Genomic DNA, 23,775 nt, shown 5'->3' with positions numbered 1-23,775 from the left:
AACGTGTGAGAAAACGTCATAAACTGATGATCGTCGTGGTTATAGCCGGTATCATTCTTTATATCTTTGCCGTACTGTGGTATAACGGTATAATATGGCTGAATACTCCTTCAAAAAAAGATTATCCGGTCAGAGGCGTTGATGTTTCATCTTATCAGGGTGAAATAAACTGGAGAGAACTTGAATCTCAGAATATCAGCTTTGCATTTATAAAAGCGACTGAGGGCAGCGGCTTTGTAGACGAATATTTTATTGAAAACTATAAAAATTCAAGTAATACCGGAATCAGGATCGGAGCATATCATTTTTTCAGCTTTGACAGTCCGGGAAAAACGCAGGCGGAAAACTATATAAGCGTTGTGGAAAAGCGTGAGAATATGCTGCCGCCGGTAATTGATGTGGAATATTACAACGGAAATGGAAGCGATCCTCCCGACGAAGATAAGGCAAGGCAGAATCTGAATGATCTGATTTCCGCGCTGAAAGAGCGCTATGGCTTGACTCCGATAATTTACGCTACGAAAACCACCTATAATCGTTATATAAGGGGACATTTTGAAGATAATGATATTTGGATACGCAGTATTTATACAAGAGCCGAGCTTTCGGACGGGAGGGATTGGACGTTCTGGCAATATTGCGACAGAGGACGTCTTGACGGCTATGACGGTATTGAAAAATATATAGACCTTAATGTTTTCAATGGAAGTATGGAGGAATTTGAAAATTATTGCGGTTAATTTTCACATTATTTTCGTATTTACACTATATTTTCTTCATAAAAAGCCGATATAATATAACCATACCGCAAAGGAAAAATAATATTGATGGTATAGATAAGGTTTACTGCCTTCCCTTGAAAGGCAGACCAAAAATTCCGTCTTTTAAGGCGTTGATATACATTTTCTTCATAATTGCTGAGCGCTGTTTCCCTCCTTTAACAGTGTCCGGAAAAACCGCACCGTCTGTAATGCTTACACAGACGGTGCGGTTTTTTAATCATATTTGGCCGGAGTATAATTCTTATCGCTAACGGCTCTGTTCAAGGCCTTAGGAAGCTCCGGATTCTGCCATTTCAGACTGCCGCGGTCAAGCTCTGATCCGTTATCCCACAGAAACGCCGGAATATTGTTTTCATGACAAAGCTTTACGAACGTTTCACTGAAATAAACTCTGCTTGGCTCGTCGTTTCCTCTTGCTGTTCCATATTCGCCGATGATGACCGGAATGCCGTTATCGGTAAACTTATCTGTCATATTTGTTATAAGGCGTTTCATTTCTTCGACTTCCGCTTCGGTCCCCCAATTCCGCTGCTGCGTCGTTGTGCAGAACTGCCAGGGGGTATAATAGTGTAGCGAGAGAATACAGCGGTTTTCAGGATCGTCGGGCATTTTGAAGTCGCTGCTGCAAGTCATTGTAATATCTGTATAATATCCGGCTATCAGTAGATGACGTTTGGGATTGTTCCCGCCGCTGCTTCTGATAAGATTTACAAATTCCTGATTAATTTTATTTAAAACCTCATAATTTTCAGGTCCCCTCAGATCATCAAAGCCAACCTCGTTCATAGATTCAAAAATCAGGCGGTCGGAATAATCCTCAAACCTATCGGCAATCTGGTTCCAGAGCGCTTTGTATTTTTCAATAACGCCGTCATAGTCATAGGACGCGTTTCTTATCCATGCGCCGAAATCCGGATCTCCTCCGCCGTCGTGATGGACATTGATTATTACATACATATCCAGTGAGTAGGCGTAGTTTACAACCTCCTCGACTCTGTCCATCCAATTATCGCTTATTATGTAATCGGGGGCTTTTCCCAGATGATCGCGCCACGTTATTGGAATACGAACAGAATTAAATCCGTCGTCCTTAATTTTTTCAAAGACCTTTTTGTTTGCCTTCGGGTTTCCCCAGAGGGTTTCATCTACCTCCTCGCCCTCGGCGGGAGCCTCGTTGATTTTACCGTCGCCGTCGCGGTCGGCAGCGCAAACGTCCAAGGTGTCTCCGAGATTCCAGCCAAGCGTCATTTCTGAAACTAGCGTTTCAGACGAAATATCCCGCATTTCTCCTTTTTTGGCTGTGCTCTTATTACATGAAATCAACAGGCATACGGATATTGCGGCCGCAGATAAAAATGCGGCAATCTTTTTATAGTTCATATTTTACTCCATTCAATAAAGAGATTTAAAGTCGTAATAATTATAGCTTTCTTAAGCTTATTTGTCAATGCAAGAGCGGACACAGACGGTTAAAATTAAAACGGGTATATTCCATACCCGTTTTAAGACTTAAGCTATTTGTTTTTTGAAAGCCTTTTAGCCGCCTTTGCCGCCTTGTCGGCAGCCTTTTTTTCCGCTTTTCTGTATGCCTCCTCAAAGAAAAATCGTTGAGCGTCAAGCGGAGGATGTTCGCTTATCGCTCTGATATAGGTACCGTCCGGAAGCTGATTGCGGGCTTTTACATTATCGTTTAAAAGCGTTTCGAACATATTCCATACGCGCTGCTTTATTCTTGCGTTATACAGCGGAGCCGCTACCTCTACTCGTCTGACGGTATTACGCGTCATGAAGTCGGCTGAGCTTATATAAATCTTACTGCGTTTTTTTGTACCGAAAATATATATCCTGCTATGCTCCAAATATCTGCCGACAATGCTTATAACCTTTATATTTTCAGTTTCACCGGAAACGCCGGCGGCAAGACTGTTAATGCCTCTGATTACCATATCTATTTTAACTCCGGCTTTAGAGGCTTCAACAAGCTTATCCATTATAACCTTATCGCACAGTGAATTTATTTTTATACCGATGTATCCTTCCTCACCGTTACGGACATGAGTTATTTCCTCTTCAATCATTTCCAGAACCTTGTTTTGAAGACACAATGGAGCGATAAGCAGATGTTGACTCTGTTCGATAAGTCTGTTTTCCATAAGAGCTTCAAAAAGCAGTTGAGCTTCATTTCCGATGTCCTGATTGGCTGTCATAAGTGAAAGGTCAGTATAAAGAGTAGATGTTTTTTCGTTATAGTTTCCTGTTCCGACCTGAGTTATATATTCTGTTTTGCCGTTGTTTTGCCGGGTTATAAGAAGGAGCTTGGAGTGGACCTTAAGCTCTCTGGGACCGTACATTATATGACATCCCGCTTCCTGAAGACGTCTTGACCAGTTTATATTGTTTTCCTCATCAAACCTTGCTCTCAGCTCTACGAGTACAGTCACCTGCTTGCCGTTTTCAGCCGCGTCGCAGAGAGCGTCTATAACCATACTGTTTTTTGCAAGACGGTAAAGAGTTATTTTTATTTCAGTTACCCTTGAGTCGTTCGCGGCTTCATTTAGAAGCTGGATAAAAGGTTTTATGGTTTCGTACGGGTAGCTCAGAAGTATATCATGTCGTTTTATTTGCGGTATCATCGCCATATTATCTGCAACGCTTGCAGATTTTTGCGGGACAAGCTTGTCGAACTTAAGCTCCGGCTTGTCAAGCATATCTCTGATTATGCCTGTAAATGAAAGGTCAAGCGGAGTTTTAAGATAAAATATATGATTTTCATCTAAATCCAGCTTTTTGCAAAGAAACTGGAGAGCAGGCTGACTGAAGGTTTCGGAAAGCTGCATTCTTACAGGGTGCAGCTTTTTACGCTTTTTGCAAAGCTCCTCCATTGCCTCCCTGAAATCAAAATCCTGATCATATAAGCCTTCTTCAACGGTTATATCGGCGTTTCTTGTCAGTCTGAAAAGGGTTTTATCAACAACCTTATAGTTTTTGAAAATAGACGGGGCAAAATGAAGTATCAGATCCTCCGCAAGAATAAACCTGTTTCCTCCGGAAAGTCTTATAACTCTGTTGAACTGACCGCTTGCCGGAATTATACCGAGCTTCACGTTTGACTTTGATTGAAGCTGAACGGCGCAGTATATTTCCTTGTTTTTCAGAAATGGAAAAGGATTTTTCTTGTCGATTATTGTCGGAAATACAAGAGGCTTGATTTCTCTTTTGAAATATTCCTGAAGATACTGCTGCTCCTCAATAGACGCCGACCGGAAGTTTATTTGCTCGACGCCGTATTCCATCAATTCAAGCATAATGTTTTTGTAGGCAATGTCCTTCATAGGTTCAAGCTCGTTTACCTTATAGAAAATAGCCTCAAGCTGTTCCTGTGCGGTCATATTTGATTTATTGTCCTTCTTTTTAGGCTTTATCAGCATCTGATCATACAGGGAACCAACTCTGACCATAAAAAATTCGTCAAGATTGCTTTGAAATATACTTGCGAAATTAAGCCGTTCCAAAAGCGGAACAGCTGGATCCTGAGCTTCCTCAAGGACTCTTTCATTAAATTGCAGCCATGATAATTCTCTGTTTATATATATATTATTTTCGTCCATAGTTGATTTCCTCCGTGATTATATCAGTCGAAGCGTTTAACGTGTATTTTGTTTGATTTTAACTGAATTGCCTGCTGATATTTATATAAATATTATATAACAAATAAGTCTTTTAGTCAAGAAAACACATATAAAATTACGTTAATAATATGAAAAATTTATATAAAATTTAAATTAAAAATGCGGCGTATAGGAAAATAGTAAAAGCGGCGCACATAAAATGTACGCCGTTTTTTAAATTAATCCTTATATACGGAATCTATTCCGAGAAATTCCTCAAGGCAGAGTCCGCTTTCAAATACCTCGGCTGCTTTTTCCACTCCGAGATAACGTATATGCCATGGCTCATACTGATAGCCCGTTATATCTTCCTTGCCCTTCGGAAAGCGTATTATAAAGCCGTATTTATGCGCGTTTGCCGCAACCCAGTCGCTTTCCGGAGTATATCCGAAGGAATCGTCAATACTATTTAAATCAAATGCAAGGCCGGTTTGATGATCGGAATGTCCGGGTCTTGAGGAATATGTATCCGCAGCCTCCTGTCCGTCTCTTTCAACATAACTGTTGTATATTCTTTCCTGATCGTAATAGGAACGGTAATCGGAGGAAATATATATACTTAAGCCTTCCTCGGCGGCGTCTGCCGCCATTTCATCGAATGCGTCAAGGGCCTCCTGATTTACCCCGGGATCAAAGTCAGCCGGCATGGAATAGGATTTGTTTGCGATCAGTATACCGTCTATATATGTAAGGCCGTTCTCTACATTTATTTCATGACCGTTTTCGGTCGTGTTTCCGGTCTCGACGTTTACTCTGAGAGACGCGCTCAGATTAGTGCCGTTTATGGTAACGGTTATATTGCATGAGCCTTCCGATTGTCCTCTGATTTCTCCGTTATCCACAGAGGCTACGGAAACGTTAGAGCTTTCCCAGATATAGCTGTCAGTATTTCCGGAATCGTTTATAACCTTTGCGATATAGGTTTCTCCCACTTTGATTGTTATTTCGTCTTCTTCAAAGCGTATAGAACCTTGTTGGTTTTCCTTACCGCCGTCTACCGGAAGACCGCTTTCGTCAGTCTGCGAGACCGTCGGCTTTTCGCTGTTTTTTATCGGTTCGCTGTCCTTTGATACAAATATAAGGACGATCGCCGTTATAACCGCTATAATCACAACGGCAATACAAATCAGCAATACCGTCTGACGCCGTCTGTATATTTTCATTTTTTCCTTTGTCATTTTGTTTCTCCCAATTTAATTTTTTATTTATATTTCAGTCTGCTTTTATAATATTATATCATTACTTACTGTAATATGTCAATATTTCCAAAAAAGCAGACTTATAATTATGAAATTTATTTTTTTGCGAGCTCTTGAAATTTATCTCAAAATAATGTATAATAAACTAAAAAGGTTTGTGAAATTTAACAAAATGTTTCAGGGTTTTGGAGATTAATTTAATAATTTTTTGCAAACATATTTTTTGGAGGGAGAATTATTATGAATATTAAGAAAAAACTGGCAGGTCTGATAACCGTCTGCGCAGTTGCTATTTCGGTTGTTCCCGCTTTCGGCATTTCGGAAGAATCCGCTTTTGCTGCCGAGGATATATCCGGTTCTATGGAATGGGGAGCTGTTGAAATCGGCGGCGGCGGATTCGTTTCAGGAATAGTGACCGGCCAAAGAGAAATGTATGCCAGAACTGACGTAGGAGGGGCATACAAGTATAATTATGAAACAGACAGATGGGAGCAGCTTCTCGGCTTTCTTAACGAAGAGGACAGAGGATTTTTAAGCGTCGACGCTATTGCGATAGATCCTACAGATGACGATACCGTTTACCTTCTCTGCGGTTGCGCTTATTTCTCAAACGCAAGAACTGTTATATTCCGTACCCGCGACGGCGGAAAAACGTTCGATGAAATTGACGTGACAAGCATGATACAGGTTCACGGAAACGGAGACGGACGTCAGTGCGGAGAGGCGATAGCTGTTGATCCTGATAATCCCGATATAATTTACTGCGGAGGCGACGTTAATTCAGGAAGCTCCGCGTTGATCTGGTCTCAGGACGGCGGAGATACATGGGAGCCTGTTAAAGGATATGACGATCTTGGTTATTATACCAATTCCATTAATTGGCCCACATGGGATGAGAGTCATTTTGTTAAATCAATAACTGACGGAGCTTATAATAATCAGAACGGGGTTGCAACTATCGCTATTTCTGACGGAAAGGTATATGTGGGAACGTCTGTAACGGGAAAAGCAAACGTTGTTGTGGCAGACGTTGGATCTGATAAATTTGAAACGTTAAGCGCAGATCTGCCTACCAATTATTTCCCGTCAAGAATCAACAAGGATGTAAACGGCAAGCTTTATATTACCTATATTGCAGGTCTTGCCTTTAACGGTTCCTCCGGAGGCGCATTCAAATATGATCCGTCTACACAGGAGGTTACTGATATTTCCCCGACTGCGAACGGTTTCGGCGCTGTTTACAGCGATCCTCAGAATCCGGATCATCTTGTAGCGACTACATGCGGACTTTGGTATTCTCAGCTATGGTATGAAAATGCCTGGGAGGATGAAAACGTATGCTGGGGCGACCGTTTCTTCAAATCTGTCGACGGCGGAGAAAGCTGGATTAGTATGACTCCCGGCAATCAGATCGGCTGGGGACAGCCGCTTGAGGCCGAATATCTTGCGGACGGCGGCAGAAGCTGGATTAGAAATAAAGCCATTCACTGGGTAGGAGCTATCGTGCTTGATCCCAGAAATACTGACAGAAGCTTTGTAACGTCCGGAAACGGCGTTTTTGCATGCGATAATACATGGGATACTACTCCGGCATTTTATTTCCATCCGGACGGTATAGAAGAAGTCGTTGCTCTCGATATGGTAAGCGTTCCAGGCGGCAATGAATTTTCTGCAATCGGCGACTATGACGGTTTTGAGCATTCTTCCGTTTATGAATCCGGTAAACAGCATCAGCCGAATGTGGGATCTACCGGCGCTATTGCTTATTGTCCTCAGAATCCGGATGTTATGATTAGAATTGCCGAAAACCAGAACGACGTAGCTCCGGGCTTCTACACCCTTGACGGCGGCGAAACATGGACTAAGATGACCAATACGTCCGGAGGAAAAGCTGCGATAACTCAGCTTGAGGACGGCTCATACAGGTTCTTTAAAGGCGCAAGCGACAGCGGCAATGTTTCTTACTCCGATGATTTTGGTCAGACATGGACATCTTGCACAGGAATCCCAAGCGCATACGGCTCAAAGCCCACATATATGCTTGTAGAGCCTGATAAGCCTAATATCGTTTACGCCTATGCGACATACTACAATTCATCATGGAGCTATTCAAAACCGGAGCCGGATTTCTCCGACGCTCATTATACTCTTTGCGTAAGCACCGATTACGGCAAAACGTTTACAACAACCGATATCGCAATGTATGACCAGTGCGATACGGCCGGCAGAATAGCTTATCTTGGCGAGGATAATATTATACTCGGCGCGGGCTACTATGGTATGTATAATGTGACTGATACAGGCAAAACAGTAAACAAGCTTGATGTGTTCTATTGCAAGACGGTAGGCTACGGCGCTCCGGAAAAGGCCGGCGATGTAAATACCCTTTATATGTACGGAAAACCTCAGGAGACTGATCCTGAAGGCATTTATCGTTCTCAGGACGGCGGTAACTCATGGGTGTTGATAAATAAGGATAATCTTTACGGAGGCACAGGAAACGGAAATTTCCTTGTAGGGGATATGAATGAATACGGTACGGTTTATATGTCTACTGTTGGATGCGGAATTATATACGGAAAGCTTTCAGATTCACCGACTCCTCCTGTAACTACCGCGGCGACTTCCTCGGTATCGCCTTCTACTTCTACTACTGTAATCACTTCGGTTAAGCCCACTAACGAAACAAACGCAAAGTCAACTAAATACGGAGATGTAAATGTTGACGGTTCTGTAAATATCGCAGACGTAGTTGCTCTGAATATGTATCTGCTGGGCGGTGAGGACAACGATCTTACCGAGGTTGGTATTGCAAATGCAGACGTGTTATATGATAATGTAATAGATTCGTCTGATTCGCTGACGCTTATGAACTATGTTGCAATGATAATAACTGAAAGTGAATTGGGACCGCAAGGTTAATTAAGAAAAGGCAGACATTTTATTGTCTGCCTTTTCTGCAAATAGGAAGCCGCACTGTTTTTCAGTGCGGCTTTTTTAATATAAATTATTACTTTATTACTCTTACCTTGATTATACCGTCAACCGAGCTGATTTTAGCGGAAATATCGTCTGTAACGTTGCCGTCAACATCAAGCATGGTATAAGCGTAATCCTTTTTGCTTGCGTTTACCATGTTGTCGATATTCATACCGGCGTCTGCAACTGCTGATGTTATCTTAGCGATAACTGCCGGAATATTTTTATGAAGCACGCATATTTTTGTGCCGTTAGCCGCCATAGAAGCGTTTGGATAATTTACGCTGTTTTTGATATTGCCGTTTTCAATGTAGTCGATCAGTTCGTCTGCTGCCATTACGGCGCAGTTGTCCTCGCTTTCGGGAGTGGAGGCACCGAGATGAGGTAGAACGATAACATCCTCAACTCCAAGTACGGTATCGTCGGCAAAATCCGTAACGTACTTTGCTACCTTTCCTTCTGCAATAGCTTTAACTACCGCTTCACTATTGATAAGCTCGCCTCTGGCAAGATTTATAAGACGGACTCCGTCTTTCATCATAGCTATCTGTTCAGCATCGATAGTATTTTTTGTGTCGGGAGTATAAGGAACGTGTATTGAAATATAATCGCTGTTTTTATAAATGTCATTGATATCAGCCGCAACCTTTACCGCCGGATCAAGGTGAAGCGCTCCGTTTACGGAAAGGAAAGGATCGAAGCCTATAACCTTCATACCAAGAGCGACCGCTGCATTTGCAATTTTACCGCCGATAGCTCCGAGTCCTATGATACCAAGGGTTTTTCCGAGAATTTCCGGACCGGCAAATTTGGACTTACCGCCCTCGACTGTCTTAGGAGCGTCCGGAGTACCCTTAAGCGAAGCGGCCCATGCCGCAGCCTCGGTTATCTTTCTTGATGAAAGAAGCATTGCGCAGATAGCCAGTTCTTTTACCGCGTTGGCGTTAGCTCCCGGAGTATTGAAAACGCATATGCCTGCCTCGGCGCATTTATCAACAGGAATATTGTTTACGCCTGCGCCTGCTCTTGCAATTGCAAGAAGATTTGAGCCGAATTCCATATCGTGCATTTTTGCGGAACGAACCATAATAGCTTCCGGGTTTTCAACTGAATCTCCGACTGTATATTTGCTGCTGTCAAACTTTGATGTTCCGACGGCGGCGATCTTGTTTAATGTCTGAATATTATACATTATCAAATTACTCCTTTTTTGGATATAATCAGGCGTTTTCAGCCTCAAATTTCTTCATGAATTCAACGAGCTTTTCTACGCCCTCAATAGGCATAGCGTTATAAATAGAAGCTCTCATTCCGCCGACTGTTCTGTGTCCCTTGAGATTTTCAAGACCTGCCGCCTTTGCTTCCTTTACGAACTTAGCGTCAAGCTCGGCGTTTCCTGTGACGAACGGAACGTTCATAAGCGATCTGTCCTTAGGCTCAACAGTACCCTTGAACATCTTGCTCTGATCAAGAAAATCGTAAAGGATCTTTGCTTTCTTTTCATTATGAGCTTTCATAGCTTCAAGACCGCCCATTTTCTTGATCCACTTGAAAACCTTTCCGCAGATATAAATTCCATAGCAGGGAGGAGTGTTATAAAGCGAATCGGCGTCTGCCTGAGTTTTCCATTTCAACATTGTAGGAGTTCCCTCTAAGACATCGTCGGTAATAAGATCCTCGCGGATAATAGAAATAACAACGCCGGCAGGACCGATATTTTTCTGAACGCCGCCGTAGATCACGCCGTATTTGGTAACGTCTACCGGCTCGGAGAGAAAGCATGAGGAAACGTCAGCGACAAGCTCCTTGCCCTTTGTATTAGGCAGCTCCTTGAATTTTGTTCCGTAAATAGTATTGTTTTCGCAGATATAAACATAATCGGCGTCTTCCGGAATATCAAGATCCGAGCAATCCGGAATATAGGAGAAGGTTTTGTCTGCCGATGAAGCTACTGCGACTGCTTCTCCGTAAATCTGCGCTTCCTGATAAGCCTTTTTAGCCCACTGGCCGGTAATTATGTAAGCTGCCTTTTTATTCTTCATAAGGTTCATAGGAACCGCGGCAAACTGCTGTGAAGCTCCGCCCTGAAGAAACAGCACCTTATAATTATCCGGAATATTCATAAGGTCGCGGATATCTTTTTCAGCTTCCTTGATAATTTCGTCATAGGCCTTGGAACGGTGGCTCATTTCCATTACAGACATCCCGGTTCCCTTGTAATCAAGCATTTCGTCAGCGGCTTCTTTCAGAACTTCCTCAGGAAGAACGGCAGGACCTGCGCTGAAATTATAAACTCTGCCCATATTATAAACCCTCCAAAATATATGTAGTTATTAGATAAAATTCTATACCTTTATATTATACTATTTTAGCGAAAATAAGTCAATAATAAAATTGTATTATTTTGTATAATCATTCAGAATATTTTCGGAAAAAAGCCTATTTTGCCGCGAGATATTCAGCTCGTCAGGCTCCGCCTCGCTATAACGGCGTCAAAAACGTCTATATTTCCGTCGTCGTTGAAATCACTGATTTTTTCGGTATTATATTCTTTTTTCAAAATAAAATTAATAAGCTCTTCCAGAGAAGTTTTTGTTATCGCAGGCTCGTCAGCGTTTATATCGCAAAATTCTACCGTGTAGCTTATAGTCTCGTCAAGCCCCGTTATTGTAACCTCGAAGCTGTCGCCGGCGCTGTAGGATATATTATCTGGGCGGAAAATTATACACCCCTTTTTGCCGTAATTATTGTTTTCAACATTAAAATATCCGTCCGCGGCCGTTTGTGAAAAGCTCCAGCGTTTTCCGTCGTTTTTTCTGACAAGATTTACATTGACGTTTGACGGATCTACCTGGTATCCCATTGATATGCTCCACGGATCGTTATTTCCGAATAATTCTGCCGGCATTATCTGCGCCGGCCAGCTTACTCCGTAATATTCGGTTTCATTCCATACTCCGTCAAATGCATACATGGCATAGTATTTTCCCGTATTGCCGAATCCGGTCTGCTTCATTGACGGGTTAAGGCACCATCTTCTGTGTCCTACTCTTGATATATTTGAGCTGTCTGCGTCGCTCATCCAGCCGTAGATTATATTTTCTGCAAGACTTCCGTATCCCCAGCCGATATTGGAGCTTGAGGTCCCCTCAAGGCATTTCTCATAAAGCTCGTCAGACATGCCCGAAGGCTGAGACGGACTATGCGTAAGCTCGTCGTTAACCGCGTTGACAAGCGTTCCCGCCTGTGCAAGATCGTTATAATTATCTGAAAGGCTCACTTCGTCAAGACCGGCTATAAATCTTACCGTATTAAGCGCGTTAAGTGCGTTTTCAAGAGTCGCGTCGCTTAGCTTTCCCGGCTCATATGGCGTTTGGGTATAGCTGGGCAAAGCGTCGAATTCGGACGCGTTATAATTAAAAGGGTGATTTCTCATATATTCGGCAATTTCATCCGCCGTACGGTATTTTAAATAAATTCCCGATGCCGCTGAGGCGCTGTTGATTTCAGGGAGCGGCGCTGCAAATAACGCTGCTGAAAGAGCAACGGCAGTAAATTTTTTAAATATGCTCATTTAGGCTCCTCCTTTTATATGCAAAAAAGGCGTGTAATTTCACGCCTTTTAATATTATATTCCGCATTCGTCGTAATCTTTCCATTTTTCTTCGTAGCTTTTATTGCTCATTGCCTTGTAGACAATATAGGCTACGGATATAACTCCTCCGATAAGAGCTACCAAAATTGAAATGAATACTACCAGACTGCTTTTTTTCTTTTCTTCCATTTCCATATCGTTCCTTTCCGCCGTATGACTGAGCGCCTGATTATTCAGCGCGGTTGTCGGCTTACATTCCCATTTCCGCCTTAAGTCTTTCAAGCTCGGAATTTATTTTTGAATCCTTTTCAAGCTTTTCAAAGCTGTCAAGAGCGTCGTTATTCTGACCGGCTATTTCTGCAAAAGCCTGAGCTTCGGCTTCCTTTTGAATAATCTTTTCTTCCATACGGTCGAATTTTTCTGACGCGCTCGAAGAATCGAATCCGCCAGTGGATTTTGCCAGGTTTTTCTGCGTCTCAGCCATCTGAGAACGGGCTATAAGCATTGCCTGACGGCTTTTTGCTTCCTCAAGCTTTGATTTAAGCACCTCTACCTGAGTCCTTATGGTTTCAGTCTGCTGAGAGATAGTATCGTACATTTCCTTATATGCGGCGGCGTCTTTATCTGCCTTGATTTTGTTTTCAAGAGCCTTTTTAGCAAGTTCCTCGTCGCCGGCAGCCAAGGCTGTTTTAGCCCTGTTTTCCCATTCTGAAGCTGATCTAGCCGCGTCGTCGTATTGTTTTTTCGCTATACGTTCGCTTGACGCCGCTTTTCCAAGCGCCTGAGTAGACTTATTAAGCTCCTGCTGCATATCTATTATGATTTGCTTTACCATTTTTTCCGGATCCTCGGCTTTATCTATCAAATCGTTGATATTTGATTTCAAGACGTCGCCGATCCTCTGAAATATACCCATTAAAATACCTCCGTTATATAATCAATGCTTTGTAAATAATACCTTTAACACCAGAGCCGCGCCTACTGCTATAAATCCGAACATCAGTATATAGCTGAAAAGCGATTGTGAAACAAAATGCAGACTGACGCTGTTCATAACAGTCAACAGGATTATCAAAACGCCTATGGCGGTCACAACCCAGCCGAAAATCTTTTTTCTCATAACAAAAAGCATAATGATTCCCGCTAAAAGGGGGATTATTATAACTCCGTTAGGCATAGCCCATGATCCCAGACGATAAAACGAACCCCACACTGAAGTTACTTTGATTGACTGAAATACCCAGAAAAGTCCTCCGCCCAGCAATATAAGACCTGTAAGAAAGCTTATAAGACCGCTTTTATCATTTCTTTTGCCGTCAGGATCGATTCTGCGATTATTTCTTTCTATTTCCTCCATCAGCTTTCGCTGCTGTTCTTCAAGCCGCTTTAGCTTTCTGTCCATTCTATTTTCCCCCGTATAATATAATTTAATTATAGCCTATACAACAGTTCGTGTCAAGAAAAATATATGTTGATTTCATGAAATATAATAATTTTTTAAGGTAATCTCAGGCTTTTCCTATTTTTTTGTCTATATATTTCGGTTCCAGCTTTGAATAAAGTATTTTCTGTTCGCTGTAAAGTCCGGCGTAGCCTGAAAGCATATAGGCGCATGAGCAGGCAAGAAGATACAGCGGAAGATATTCCGCGCCGAAAAGCTCTGTACAAAGGAGCACCGCTGTTACAGGACAGTTTGTCACTCCGCAGAAAAGACATGACATTCCTATTGCGGCGCCTAAGGAGCAGTCAAGTCCCAATAAGGGCGCAAGCGCGCTTCCGAATGTCGCCCCTACAAAAAATACCGGCATAATTTCTCCGCCTTTGAAGCCGGCGCCTAGCGTCAGGGCGGTAAACAGAAGCTTCAGCGCAAACTGCTCCCACGACGCTGATTCGACAAAGGCACGGTTTATAACCTCGCCTCCGGCGCCGTTATAGTCATATGTTCCGCATAAAAAGGTTAGAGCCGCAACCGCCGCCCCTCCGGCAGCTATTCTTATATATGCGTTTCTTATGAATATCCGATAAAGACGGGCGGAATTTTTCAGAACAAAACAGAATACTATACTTAAAACCGCACAGCATACCGCTATCAGCAGAACCCGTAAATATACGGAAACATCAGCCGACTCAAGTCTTATGATCTGCTTGTCGGGGGCCGCTCCGAAGCGAGAGGATACGGTAAGCCCAATCAAGGCGGAAATAACGCACGGAACTATTGCGGAATAATGCATTATTCCTACGCTTATAACCTCCATAGAAAAAAAGGCTGCTGCTGCCGGAGCGCCGAAAAGAGCAGAGAATCCTGCGCTCATACCGCACATTGTAAGCAGCCGGCAATCCTTTGAATCAAGCCTAAGCCATAGTCCTATCTGAGAGCCTATGCTTCCGCCGATCTGAAGGGCGGCTCCCTCTCTTCCGGCAGAGCCGCCGCAGACATGAGTCAGAACAGAGCCGGAAAAAATGCTCAGCGTATTGCGCCACGTCATCTTTTTTCCGTCTCTTACGGCTATTAGAACCAGATTCGTTCCTTTATCGTTTGTAAGTTTTAAAAATTTATATATTAAGACGATGATGATTCCGGCTGCGGGCAGGAGAAGTATTATAAGCGGATACCGTTCCCTTAAATAAGCCGCTTCCTTAAGCGACAGATGAAACAGCGAGGAGATTAAACCGACGGCTGCGCCTGTTATCAGAGAAAGAAAACCCCATTTTATAAAGCTTTCAGACATTTTAGGAATACCGTCCCTAATCCGCATTAAAACTTTTTTTAAAAACTTATTCAATATTAACACCCCAATTAATCGTCTGTTATAATAATAGCATGTCTGGCGGAAATGTCAAGCATATGCTGGTTCGGGCTTATTTTTATTGACTTTTATGTGAAATTTTAGTATAATAAAATGAATAAGTGAATCATATTATGGTTCGGATAAAACGGAGTTGCTTTATATGGGAAAAATTATTTTAACTGGAGACCGTCCCACAGGCAGACTGCATGTGGGGCATTATGTAGGCTCGCTGAAAAGACGCGTTGAGCTGCAGAATTCAGGCGAATACGATGAAATATATATAATGATCGCCGACGCACAGGCGCTGACTGATAATGCCGATAATCCTGAAAAGGTTAGGCAGAACATAATTGAAGTTGCGCTTGATTATATGTCTTGCGGACTGGATCCGGATAAGACCAATATGTTTATACAATCGCAGATACCAGAGCTTTGCGAACTGACCTGTTATTACATGAATCTGGTCACAGTGTCAAGATTGCAGAGAAATCCTACTGTTAAGACGGAAATTAAAATGCGTAATTTTGAAACGAGCATACCGGTGGGATTTTTTACATACCCGATCAGTCAGGCGTCGGACATAACCGCTTTTAAGGCGACTACAGTGCCGGCGGGCGAGGATCAGATGCCGATGGTCGAGCAGACCAAGGAAATTGTGCATAAATTCAATTCGGTCTATGGAGAAACATTAACCGAGCCTGAAATTCTACTGCCGGAAAATCAGGCGTGTATGCGCTTGCCGGGTATTGACGGCAAGGCTAAGATGAGCAAGTCTCTGGGAAACTGCATTTATCTGAGCGATTCCGCCGAGGACGTCGGAAAAAAGGTCATGAGCATGTATACGGATCCTGATCATATTAAGGTAAGCGATCCGGGAAAAATTGAAGGAAACACCGTGTTTACATATCTTGACGCTTTTTGTCGAAAGGATCATTTCGAACGCTATCTGCCTGATTATGCCGGTCTTGATGAGCTTAAGGAGCATTATAAGCGCGGAGGACTCGGAGATGTTAAGGTAAAGAAATTTTTAAACAGCGTGCTCCAGGAGGAGCTGGAACCTATAAGAGCGAAAAGAAAAGAGCTTGAACAGAACATACCCTATGTCTACGAGGTTTTGAAAAAGGGAACTGCCGCGGCAAAGGCTAAGGCGGAGTCCACGCTTTCAGAGGTAAAGGCCGCTATGAAGATTAATTATTTTGACGATACAGAATTAATAACGGCTCAGACTGAAAAATATAAAGCATGATTATGCGGGGCGGATTATTTCTGCCCCGTTCTGCTTGACGTATACGCGGCGTTTATGTTAAAATAATCTAAGAGATTTTATATGATGAGGAACGTTAATGAAAAAGGAATCAAGCTCTGCCGGAGGAGTTGCGCTCTGGCTTTTTATCATATTGATGCTGCTTCTCATTATACTCGGAGGTGTAAGCCTGCTGCAGAAGAGAAGCGATACGGCTTCTGTGGACGTATCAGAAAATAATACTCAGCCTTCACAAATCGCAGCTGAATCAGAGCCAACCGACGCTCCGCCGACTGAGCCTGAAACGACCGAGGAAAGGGAGATCAGCTTCGATTTTATAGAAATTGAAAGCGAAACGGCGCTCTTAACGGATATAGACGGTAATGAGTTATATTCCAAGAATCAATATAGCCGTATTTATCCGGCTTCGCTTACAAAGATAATGACTGCGATAGTTGCCATAGAGCATATAAGCGATCTTGACGAGCAGATTATGATACCCGGCGACATATATGATCAGATCGCCTATGAAAACGGTTCTACTGCCGGATTTGTCGCCTATGAATGCGTAACTTACAGGGACATGCTTTACGGAGCCGTTTTAAGCTCGGGGGCGGAATGCTGTCTTACGCTTGCAAGCTATATAAGCGGCAGCGAATGGGAATTTGTTGAGCTGATGAATAGTAAGGCCAAGGAACTGGGCATGAGCGATACAAGCTTTACAAATGTCTGCGGATTTCAGAATTACGAGCATTATTCAACCGCTTCAGATATATCGCTGCTGCTGCGCTATGCGCTTGAAAACGATACGTTTTACGAAATATTTACCTCTCAAAGCTATTATACGGAAACTGACGAGCATCCTGACGGCATAACGCTTTCCAGTACAATGTTTTCGGAAATGGATTCCTCCTATGTTGAGGGAGGCAGGATACTGGGCGGAAAAACCGGTTATACTGACGAAGCCGGACTGTGCCTTGCTTCAATTGCGGAAATAGACGGTGAAATTTATGTTTTGATTACTGCCGGAGCGCAGGGAAGTCATTATACCGAGCCTTTTCATATATACGACGCGTTAAAGCTTTATGGAAACATAAGCGGCTGATGATTGGGGTTAGAAATGAAGAAAATGATAAAATTAATTCCGGCAGCAATTTTATTAACCTTTGCGATGATTGTACCGTCATATTCTGCGTATTCGGATTCAGGAGATATAACGGCTCTGATAGATTTTCTCATAAAAAAATCTGATAAAGCAAACGGGGTATGCGATATTGACGGTGACGGGGACTGCGATGTGTTTGACGTTATAAAGCTCAGAAGAAATGTTCTGTATGAAAATAATTCAGTTAATACTGTTTATGTAAGGACATCCGGAGAACTGACTCAGGCGTTGAATAATGCACTGCCAGGAGATGAAATAGTGCTTGAAGCCGGAATTTATACATCTGACTCTACCGGACCGAAAGGCGCAAACTTTTGGTCGGCTGCCGACGGAACAAGGGAAAGACCTATTACTATTCGAAGCAGTGACACAGAGAATCAAGCGTTGCTTTATGGAAAAAGCATAGAAAACGGCGTTGTATTTTATATTACCGGTGATTACTGGAATATAGAAAATCTTGAGATTTCAAATGCACAAAAGGGAATAATACTTGATAATTCCAATTATTCTGTAATCAGGAAATGTAAGGTAAGCGAAATCGGCAGCGAGGGGATACATTTGCGTGATAACAGTTCTTATTGCAGGGTTGAGGACTGCACTGTTATAAATACCGGTCGTATCAGTCCGGGTTATGGAGAAGCAGTTTATATCGGAAGCTCGGAAAGTACATTAGGTTACGGTTATAATTGCGATTACAATACCGTTTCCGGCTGTGTTCTCGGTCCCGGAGTTACAGCCGAAATGATTGATATCAAGGAATATACTACCGGAAGCATTGTTGAAAACTGTAAATTATACGGCGATGATCTTAGCGGCCAGACGTCGGCTAACGCATTTATCAAAGTTAAGGGCAATGATACTGTGATTAGAAATAATGACGCATATCAGAACGGAAATATTATTTTAAGAAACGCTTTTGAGGTTCACGAGATTGTTTCAGGCTGGGGGTATAATAATAAGTTTACCGGTAATACTTGTATGCTTGATAACGATTCTGCATATGTAGTCAGAGTTTACAGCGGCTCAGCGTCTGCCGATAATAATGTAAGAATGCCTGACGGAAAAATGTATTATGGAATTGATAATTAAAATAATATAAAAACGCCCCGTATCCGATATCAGCTTAATATCAGATACGGGGCGTTTTTTATAATAAAACAGCGGACTCTTGTATGAGTCCGCTGAATATTTATGGTCTGGACCTCCCGCATTGTGCTGCGGTTCTTCCTTTCGCATCAATTATTGATTAGGATTAGTCTTCGCCGTAGAGCTTAGAAAGTCTTGTTAGATAATCATATCTGTCCTTAGCGTTAGCGAGCGCGTTATCAAAGAGTCTTTCTGCTCTTTCAGGATTCTGACGTGCAAGAGCATTGTAACGAACCTCTCCCATGAGGAAGTTCTTATATTCGTCTGTATTAGGCGCCTTGGAATCCATTATGAAAGGATTCTTACCCTCCTTCTTCAAGGTAGGGTTGTATCTGTAAAGGTGCCAGTAACCTGCCTGTACCGCCTTTTTCTCCTCTGCCATAGCAGTACCCATACCGGTTTTGATACCGTGGTTTATACACGGAGCATATCCGATAATGATTGAAGGACCGTTATAAGCCTCAGCCTCTGCGATAGCTTTAATACACTGGTTATAATCAGCGCCCATAGCTATATGTGCGACATAAACATAGCCGTAGCTCATTGCTATGCCTGCCAGATCCTTTTTCTTTACTTCCTTGCCGGCAGCGGCAAACTGAGCGATAGCGCCTGTAGGAGTCGACTTTGAAGATTGTCCGCCCGTATTGGAATAAACCTCTGTATCAAATACGAAAATATTAACGTCCTGACCGGAAGCGATAACATGGTCAAGTCCGCCGAAGCCAATGTCGTAAGCCCAGCCGTCTCCGCCGAAGATCCACTGAGATTTCTTTCTCAGATAATCCTTGGAGGCGAGAATATCCTTAGCTGCTTCGCATCCGCATGCCTCGAGAGCGGCTACAAGCTTCTCTGTTGCGGGAGTATTTGCATTTCCGTCGTCTACCGTGTCTAAATATTCTGCAATGGCAGCCTTTACGTCTGCATTGTCAGTAGTTTCATTTAAGTCCTTAACCTTAGCGATAACTCTGTTTCTGAGAGTTTTCTGACCTAAGAACATACCGTAACCGAACTCAGCGTTGTCCTCAAACAGGGAGTTAGACCAAGCCGGACCCTTTCCTTCTTTATTGAAGGTATAAGGAGTTGAAGGAGCGGAACCGCCCCAGATTGAAGAACAGCCTGTAGCGTTGGCGATATACATTCTGTCGCCGAAGAGCTGTGTAATGAGCTTTGCGTAAGGAGTTTCACCGCAGCCTGCGCAGGCGCCTGAGAATTCAAGCATAGGCTGCTTGAACTGCGAGCCTTTAACAGTCGTAGCCTTAAACTTGGCCGCAACCTCCGGCTTTTCGTCAAGAGAAGCGCCGTAGGTGAATTTTTCCTGCTCGTCGAGCTGTGATTCCAGCGGTTCCATAACGATAGCCTTGTTCTTTGCGGGGCATACGTTTGCGCATGATCCGCAGCCGGTACAGTCAAGAACAGATACTGTCATAGCGAATTTCATACCGTCCATAGCGGGCTTGAAATCAACCATCTTCATTCCGTCCGGAGCGTTTGCGGCTTCATCGGCAGAAAGAGCGGCAGGTCTGATTACAGCATGAGGACAAACATATGAACACTGGTTACACTGGATACAGTTTTCAGGAATCCATCTCGGAACCTTAACTGCGATACCTCTCTTTTCAAATGCGGAAGAGCCCTGAGGGAAGGTACCGTCGGCGGCGTCCTTGAAAGTGGAAACGGGGAGCGTATCGCCCTTCTGAGCGTTGCAGGGGATCTGAATATTGTTTACGTAATCAGCCAAAGCCTTATTGCTGCTTGTTACGCGAGCCATTCCCATCTGAGTATCGGACGCGTCGGACCATGACGCAGGAATATCGATCTTTACGATATTCTGATGACCCGCGTCGATAGCGTTCCAGTTCTTTTCAACGATATCCTGTCCCTTCTTGCTATAAGAAGCTTCAGCGGCTGCCTTCATGTATTTTACGGCGTCCTCGAAAGGAATAATGTCGGCGAGCTTGAAGAATGCAGACTGAAGAATAGTATTTATCCTTGTTCCCATTCCGGTTTCTTCGCCCAGCTTAACGCCGTTGATTGTATAGAAATTGATATTATTTTGCGCAAGGTATCTCTTTACCTGACCGGGAAGGTGCTTTTCAAGACCGTCCATATCCCAGATAGTGTTGAGAAGGAAGGTTCCTCCCGGCTTAATGTCGGAAACCATATCGTATTTATCAATATAGCTCTGATTATGACATGCGACAAAATCAGCTTTATTAATAAGGTAAGTTGATTTGATAGGAGTTTTTCCGAAACGCAGATGTGAAACCGTTACGCCGCCCGATTTTTTTGAGTCATAAGAGAAGTAAGCCTGAGCATATAATTCAGTATGGTCTCCTATGATTTTGATCGAGTTTTTGTTTGCGCCGACCGTACCGTCGGAGCCGAGACCCCAGAATTTACATGAGGTTGTACCGGCAGGAGCGGTGTCTGGACATTCAACTGAATCAAGCGAGAGATTTGTAACGTCGTCCTTTATGCCGATAGTAAATCTTGGCTTTTCCGTGTTCTGGTAAACGGCGATGATCTGTTCCGGAGTGGTATCCTTTGAACCAAGTCCGTATCTTCCTGTGAATACCGGAATATCGTTGAATTTTGTTCCCTTGAGAGCGGCAACCACGTCGAGATAAAGAGGTTCGCCCAGAGAGCCGGGTTCCTTTGTTCTGTCGAGTACAGAAATTCTCTTGACGCTGTCAGGAATAGCTTCAACAAGCTTGTCGGCAACGAAAGGTCTGTAAAGTCTTACCTTGACAAGACCGTACTTGCCGCCGTTCGCGTTGAGGTAATCTATCGTTTCTTCGATTGTATCGTTTACAGAACCCATAGCGACGATTATATGTTCTGCGTCGGCCGCGCCGTAATAGTTAAAGAGCTTGTAATCTGTACCGAGCTTTGCGTTTACCTTGCCCATGTATTCTTCAACAATTGCAGGCATAGCGTCATAATATGGATTGCACGCCTCTCTTGCCTGGAAGAATATATCAGGATTCTGTGCAGTGCCTCTTAAAACAGGGTGCTCCGGATTGAGCGCCTCGTCGCGGAATCTCTGAACCGCGTCCATATCGAGCATTTCCTTTAGGTCTGCGTCGTCCCATGTTTCGATCTTCTGAATTTCATGAGATGTTCTGAAACCGTCGAAGAAATGAATAAACGGAACTCTTCCCTTGATTGTGGAAAGATGAGCCACAGCTCCTAAATCCATGATTTCCTGAGGATTTGAAGAGCAAAGCATTGCATAGCCTGTCTGACGGCATGCATAAATATCTGAATGATCTCCGAAAATATTCAGCGCGTGAGTAGAAACGCAGCGCGCGGAAACGTGAATTACTGAAGGAAGCAGCTCGCCGGCAATCTTATACATGTTAGGGATCATCAGGAGAAGACCCTGGGAAGCGGTATATGTTGTTGTAAGAGCACCTGCCGCCAGAGAGCCGTGAACAGCGCCTGCCGCACCTGCCTCAGACTGCATTTCAACTACCTGAACAGGCTGTCCGAATAAATTTTTCTTATCTTTTGCGGACCACTGGTCTGTAACTTCGGCCATTGGTGAAGACGGTGTGATAGGGTAAATAGCCGCAACTTCTGTAAATGGGTATGATACCCAAGCGGCAGCGTTGTTACCGTCCATGGTTTTCATTTTTCTTGCCATTGGTAATAGTCCTCCTAAATTTATGTAAAAAATCAAATTGGGTTATATGAGTACACATAACTTCACTATTAATAATATCACAACCTTAGCTTTTTGTAAATACCTTTTTATAAATATCCTGTTAAAAATAAGACAAAGTTTCAGACTGTAAAACAGCCGTCAGGAATCGTCAGATTATTATAAAAATAGTTAAAATCCGACTTATAAAGCATTAAAGTTGTATAATCTTTTGTGTGAATAATTGGTGAAAACAACAAAAATATATATAAAATCAAAAAAAACTGATTTTTTTGTTGACGATTAGCGTATTTTGGTGTATAATAACAGCAGTGTTAAATAATTCATGAATTATTTACACTCGTTTTGTTGTCTCCTTTCTTTTGTTCTACACATATTTATTTTCTCTTATTTTAATTGTACCCGGGCTTTTGCCCGGGTATTTTTTTATCTAATGTCGTGCAGTCATGGAATATGTTAGAAAATACCCTGCTTACAGGCAGTTCCCTTAATTAATCGTCTTCAAGCAAATAATGTGGAGGAATTTCCAATTCGTCGGCTATGTCAAATAAAGTGTTTAATTTCACCTTGCAAATGATATCAGGGGATTCAAGTGCGCTGATAAAGGATCTGCTTTTTCCGATGTTTTCTGCAAGCTGCTCTTGTGTCAAGCCTTTAGATTTCCGGTAAAAGCAGACCTTTTTACCAAGCTTCAGGTATAAATCGTTAATATTATGTATCATTTTTATCACCTCATTTTGATTATACGATAAAAACCAATAAAATATAGGGAGATTTGACCTAAATTAGTTCTTCTTGTAATAATTATTAATTTTATTTATGAAAGAAAGCAAAGATTAAAAATAGAATATGTATAAGTAAAAACGCTGCCTGTTATTACAGGCAGCGTTATTCTGGCATAAAAGCATAATACAATGCGGCATCATTTATTATTATGCCTTAATGTCTTTTTATGAGGACTTACGAGTCTGTTGCTTCAATCATCTTGTCGCTCGGTCTGAAAAGCAGAGAAATGCACCATATAGCAGAAATTGCAACTATTATATAAATCGCCCTGCTTAATATGGAATCGGTTCCGCCGAAAAGCCATGCAACAAGGTCAAATTGGAAGATTCCGACCAGACCCCAGTTGATTCCGCCTATTATGAGCAGAATCAATGCGAGCTTGTTCCACATACTGTCCACCTCGTTTCCAGAACATTATAAATGTTCATGACATTATTATTTTCAGTCCTATAATAAATATACTTTATAAATTAAGGAAATAAAAGCAAAATCTGTAATTAATTTTTGAAATTTGTTCACGCTTATATCATAAATTTATCACATTGTTTAGGCATAATATGCTTGTCGGTTGAAAGATCGGCTGAGGTTAAAAGCAGTTGATAAGATTGTTTTATAATTTCATCTCCTCTAATTATGTCACTCTCTTATTTTTATTTCCCCTTTGCATTTTTATGCAGAGGGGATTTTTTTATCCCCCTCTTTACAAATTTGAAAAATCAATATATAATTAATTTATAAAGCTGTAAGGAGAATTATGGA

18 protein-coding genes are annotated in these 23,775 nt (G+C 42.5%); 5 read left to right on the top strand and 13 right to left on the bottom strand.

The window, feature by feature from the left end; all coding sequences use genetic code 11:
* Positions 1-5: 5 nt before the first annotated feature.
* On the top strand, positions 6-740 hold the full coding sequence (locus ACYQ0N_RS13605) for a glycoside hydrolase family 25 protein (RefSeq protein ID WP_460163007.1): 735 nt from the start codon (positions 6-8) through the stop codon (positions 738-740).
* Positions 741-995: 255 nt separating this feature from the next.
* Here ACYQ0N_RS13605 and ACYQ0N_RS13600 read toward each other — a convergent pair whose 3' ends face one another.
* The 3 genes from ACYQ0N_RS13600 to ACYQ0N_RS13590 form a co-directional block, all read right to left on the bottom strand.
* Positions 996-2,162, bottom strand: coding sequence for a glycoside hydrolase family 5 protein (locus ACYQ0N_RS13600; protein ID WP_460163006.1), 1,167 nt, complete (start codon positions 2,160-2,162; stop codon positions 996-998).
* Between the two features lie 134 nt (positions 2,163-2,296).
* Positions 2,297-4,390 (bottom strand): polyphosphate kinase 1, encoded by a 2,094-nt coding sequence (gene ppk1, locus ACYQ0N_RS13595; RefSeq protein WP_460163005.1) that lies wholly within the window; start codon positions 4,388-4,390, stop codon positions 2,297-2,299.
* Between the two features lie 239 nt (positions 4,391-4,629).
* Complete coding sequence (locus ACYQ0N_RS13590; RefSeq protein ID WP_460163004.1) at positions 4,630-5,628, bottom strand: D-alanyl-D-alanine carboxypeptidase family protein; 999 nt, start codon at positions 5,626-5,628, stop codon at positions 4,630-4,632.
* A gap of 261 nt (positions 5,629-5,889) precedes the next feature.
* On the opposite strand from ACYQ0N_RS13590, the gene ACYQ0N_RS13585 reads away from it, so the two are divergent.
* On the top strand, positions 5,890-8,571 hold the full coding sequence (locus ACYQ0N_RS13585) for a dockerin type I domain-containing protein (RefSeq protein ID WP_460163003.1): 2,682 nt from the start codon (positions 5,890-5,892) through the stop codon (positions 8,569-8,571).
* Positions 8,572-8,659: 88 nt separating this feature from the next.
* Here ACYQ0N_RS13585 and ACYQ0N_RS13580 read toward each other — a convergent pair whose 3' ends face one another.
* The 7 genes from ACYQ0N_RS13580 to ACYQ0N_RS13550 all read right to left on the bottom strand — a co-directional run bounded on the left by ACYQ0N_RS13580 (position 8,660) and on the right by ACYQ0N_RS13550 (position 15,006).
* Entirely contained in the window at positions 8,660-9,820 is a 1,161-nt protein-coding gene (locus tag ACYQ0N_RS13580) for a phosphoglycerate dehydrogenase (protein ID WP_460163002.1), read from the bottom strand.
* 28 nt (positions 9,821-9,848) lie between these two features.
* Positions 9,849-10,931 carry a 3-phosphoserine/phosphohydroxythreonine transaminase gene (gene serC / locus ACYQ0N_RS13575; RefSeq protein WP_177532670.1) on the bottom strand — a complete coding sequence of 361 codons (1,083 nt, stop codon included), beginning with the start codon at positions 10,929-10,931 and terminating at the stop codon, positions 9,849-9,851.
* Between the two features lie 155 nt (positions 10,932-11,086).
* Positions 11,087-12,202, bottom strand: coding sequence for a CAP domain-containing protein (locus ACYQ0N_RS13570; protein ID WP_460163001.1), 1,116 nt, complete (start codon positions 12,200-12,202; stop codon positions 11,087-11,089).
* Between the two features lie 54 nt (positions 12,203-12,256).
* Positions 12,257-12,418, bottom strand: coding sequence for a hypothetical protein (locus ACYQ0N_RS13565; RefSeq protein ID WP_177532651.1), 162 nt, complete (start codon positions 12,416-12,418; stop codon positions 12,257-12,259).
* 55 nt (positions 12,419-12,473) lie between these two features.
* Positions 12,474-13,139, bottom strand: coding sequence for a PspA/IM30 family protein (locus tag ACYQ0N_RS13560; RefSeq protein ID WP_177532668.1), 666 nt, complete (start codon positions 13,137-13,139; stop codon positions 12,474-12,476).
* Between the two features lie 21 nt (positions 13,140-13,160).
* Positions 13,161-13,625, bottom strand: a complete 465-nt coding sequence (locus tag ACYQ0N_RS13555) for a hypothetical protein (protein WP_460163000.1) — start codon at positions 13,623-13,625, stop codon at positions 13,161-13,163.
* 106 nt (positions 13,626-13,731) lie between these two features.
* Positions 13,732-15,006: a chloride channel protein gene (locus tag ACYQ0N_RS13550; protein ID WP_460162999.1), complete on the bottom strand. Its 1,275-nt coding sequence runs from the start codon at positions 15,004-15,006 to the stop codon at positions 13,732-13,734.
* Between the two features lie 166 nt (positions 15,007-15,172).
* Between ACYQ0N_RS13550 and trpS the strand changes: the two genes are divergently transcribed.
* The 3 genes from trpS (at position 15,173) to ACYQ0N_RS13535 (ending at position 18,509) form a co-directional block, all read left to right on the top strand.
* Positions 15,173-16,258 (top strand): tryptophan--tRNA ligase, encoded by a 1,086-nt coding sequence (gene trpS, locus ACYQ0N_RS13545; RefSeq protein WP_177532666.1) that lies wholly within the window; start codon positions 15,173-15,175, stop codon positions 16,256-16,258.
* A 97-nt stretch (positions 16,259-16,355) separates the two neighbouring features.
* Positions 16,356-17,360: a D-alanyl-D-alanine carboxypeptidase family protein gene (locus ACYQ0N_RS13540; RefSeq protein WP_177532665.1), complete on the top strand. Its 1,005-nt coding sequence runs from the start codon at positions 16,356-16,358 to the stop codon at positions 17,358-17,360.
* Positions 17,361-17,375: 15 nt separating this feature from the next.
* The gene (locus ACYQ0N_RS13535; protein WP_177532664.1) at positions 17,376-18,509 is read left to right on the top strand and encodes a right-handed parallel beta-helix repeat-containing protein; all 1,134 of its coding nucleotides are present in this window, start codon (positions 17,376-17,378) and stop codon (positions 18,507-18,509) included.
* A 163-nt stretch (positions 18,510-18,672) separates the two neighbouring features.
* Here ACYQ0N_RS13535 and nifJ read toward each other — a convergent pair whose 3' ends face one another.
* From nifJ to ACYQ0N_RS13520, 3 genes are all read right to left on the bottom strand, one after another.
* Positions 18,673-22,212: a pyruvate:ferredoxin (flavodoxin) oxidoreductase gene (gene nifJ / locus ACYQ0N_RS13530; protein WP_460162998.1), complete on the bottom strand. Its 3,540-nt coding sequence runs from the start codon at positions 22,210-22,212 to the stop codon at positions 18,673-18,675.
* A 509-nt stretch (positions 22,213-22,721) separates the two neighbouring features.
* Positions 22,722-22,952: a helix-turn-helix domain-containing protein gene (locus tag ACYQ0N_RS13525; protein ID WP_460162997.1), complete on the bottom strand. Its 231-nt coding sequence runs from the start codon at positions 22,950-22,952 to the stop codon at positions 22,722-22,724.
* Between the two features lie 238 nt (positions 22,953-23,190).
* Complete coding sequence (locus ACYQ0N_RS13520) at positions 23,191-23,406, bottom strand: DUF378 domain-containing protein (RefSeq protein WP_177532660.1); 216 nt, start codon at positions 23,404-23,406, stop codon at positions 23,191-23,193.
* Positions 23,407-23,775 lie beyond the last annotated feature (369 nt).

This window comes from Ruminococcus sporogenes, from assembly GCF_054655175.1.
The sequence above is the reverse complement of the archived record's forward strand: the minus strand, read 5'-3'. Positions and strand labels throughout refer to the sequence as shown.

Coding starts and splice junctions, on each gene's coding strand:
- ACYQ0N_RS13600 (WP_460163006.1), bottom strand. CDS start 2,162: ATGAACTATAAAAAGATTGCCGCATTTTTATCTGCGGCCGCAATATCC.
- ppk1 (WP_460163005.1), bottom strand. CDS start 4,390: ATGGACGAAAATAATATATATATAAACAGAGAATTATCATGGCTGCAA.
- ACYQ0N_RS13590 (WP_460163004.1), bottom strand. CDS start 5,628: ATGACAAAGGAAAAAATGAAAATATACAGACGGCGTCAGACGGTATTG.
- ACYQ0N_RS13585 (WP_460163003.1), top strand. CDS start 5,890: ATGAATATTAAGAAAAAACTGGCAGGTCTGATAACCGTCTGCGCAGTT.
- ACYQ0N_RS13580 (WP_460163002.1), bottom strand. CDS start 9,820: ATGTATAATATTCAGACATTAAACAAGATCGCCGCCGTCGGAACATCA.
- serC (WP_177532670.1), bottom strand. CDS start 10,931: ATGGGCAGAGTTTATAATTTCAGCGCAGGTCCTGCCGTTCTTCCTGAG.
- ACYQ0N_RS13570 (WP_460163001.1), bottom strand. CDS start 12,202: ATGAGCATATTTAAAAAATTTACTGCCGTTGCTCTTTCAGCAGCGTTA.
- ACYQ0N_RS13565 (WP_177532651.1), bottom strand. CDS start 12,418: ATGGAAATGGAAGAAAAGAAAAAAAGCAGTCTGGTAGTATTCATTTCA.
- ACYQ0N_RS13560 (WP_177532668.1), bottom strand. CDS start 13,139: ATGGGTATATTTCAGAGGATCGGCGACGTCTTGAAATCAAATATCAAC.
- ACYQ0N_RS13555 (WP_460163000.1), bottom strand. CDS start 13,625: ATGGACAGAAAGCTAAAGCGGCTTGAAGAACAGCAGCGAAAGCTGATG.
- trpS (WP_177532666.1), top strand. CDS start 15,173: ATGGGAAAAATTATTTTAACTGGAGACCGTCCCACAGGCAGACTGCAT.
- ACYQ0N_RS13540 (WP_177532665.1), top strand. CDS start 16,356: ATGAAAAAGGAATCAAGCTCTGCCGGAGGAGTTGCGCTCTGGCTTTTT.
- ACYQ0N_RS13535 (WP_177532664.1), top strand. CDS start 17,376: ATGAAGAAAATGATAAAATTAATTCCGGCAGCAATTTTATTAACCTTT.
- nifJ (WP_460162998.1), bottom strand. CDS start 22,212: ATGGCAAGAAAAATGAAAACCATGGACGGTAACAACGCTGCCGCTTGG.
- ACYQ0N_RS13525 (WP_460162997.1), bottom strand. CDS start 22,952: ATGATACATAATATTAACGATTTATACCTGAAGCTTGGTAAAAAGGTC.
- ACYQ0N_RS13520 (WP_177532660.1), bottom strand. CDS start 23,406: ATGTGGAACAAGCTCGCATTGATTCTGCTCATAATAGGCGGAATCAAC.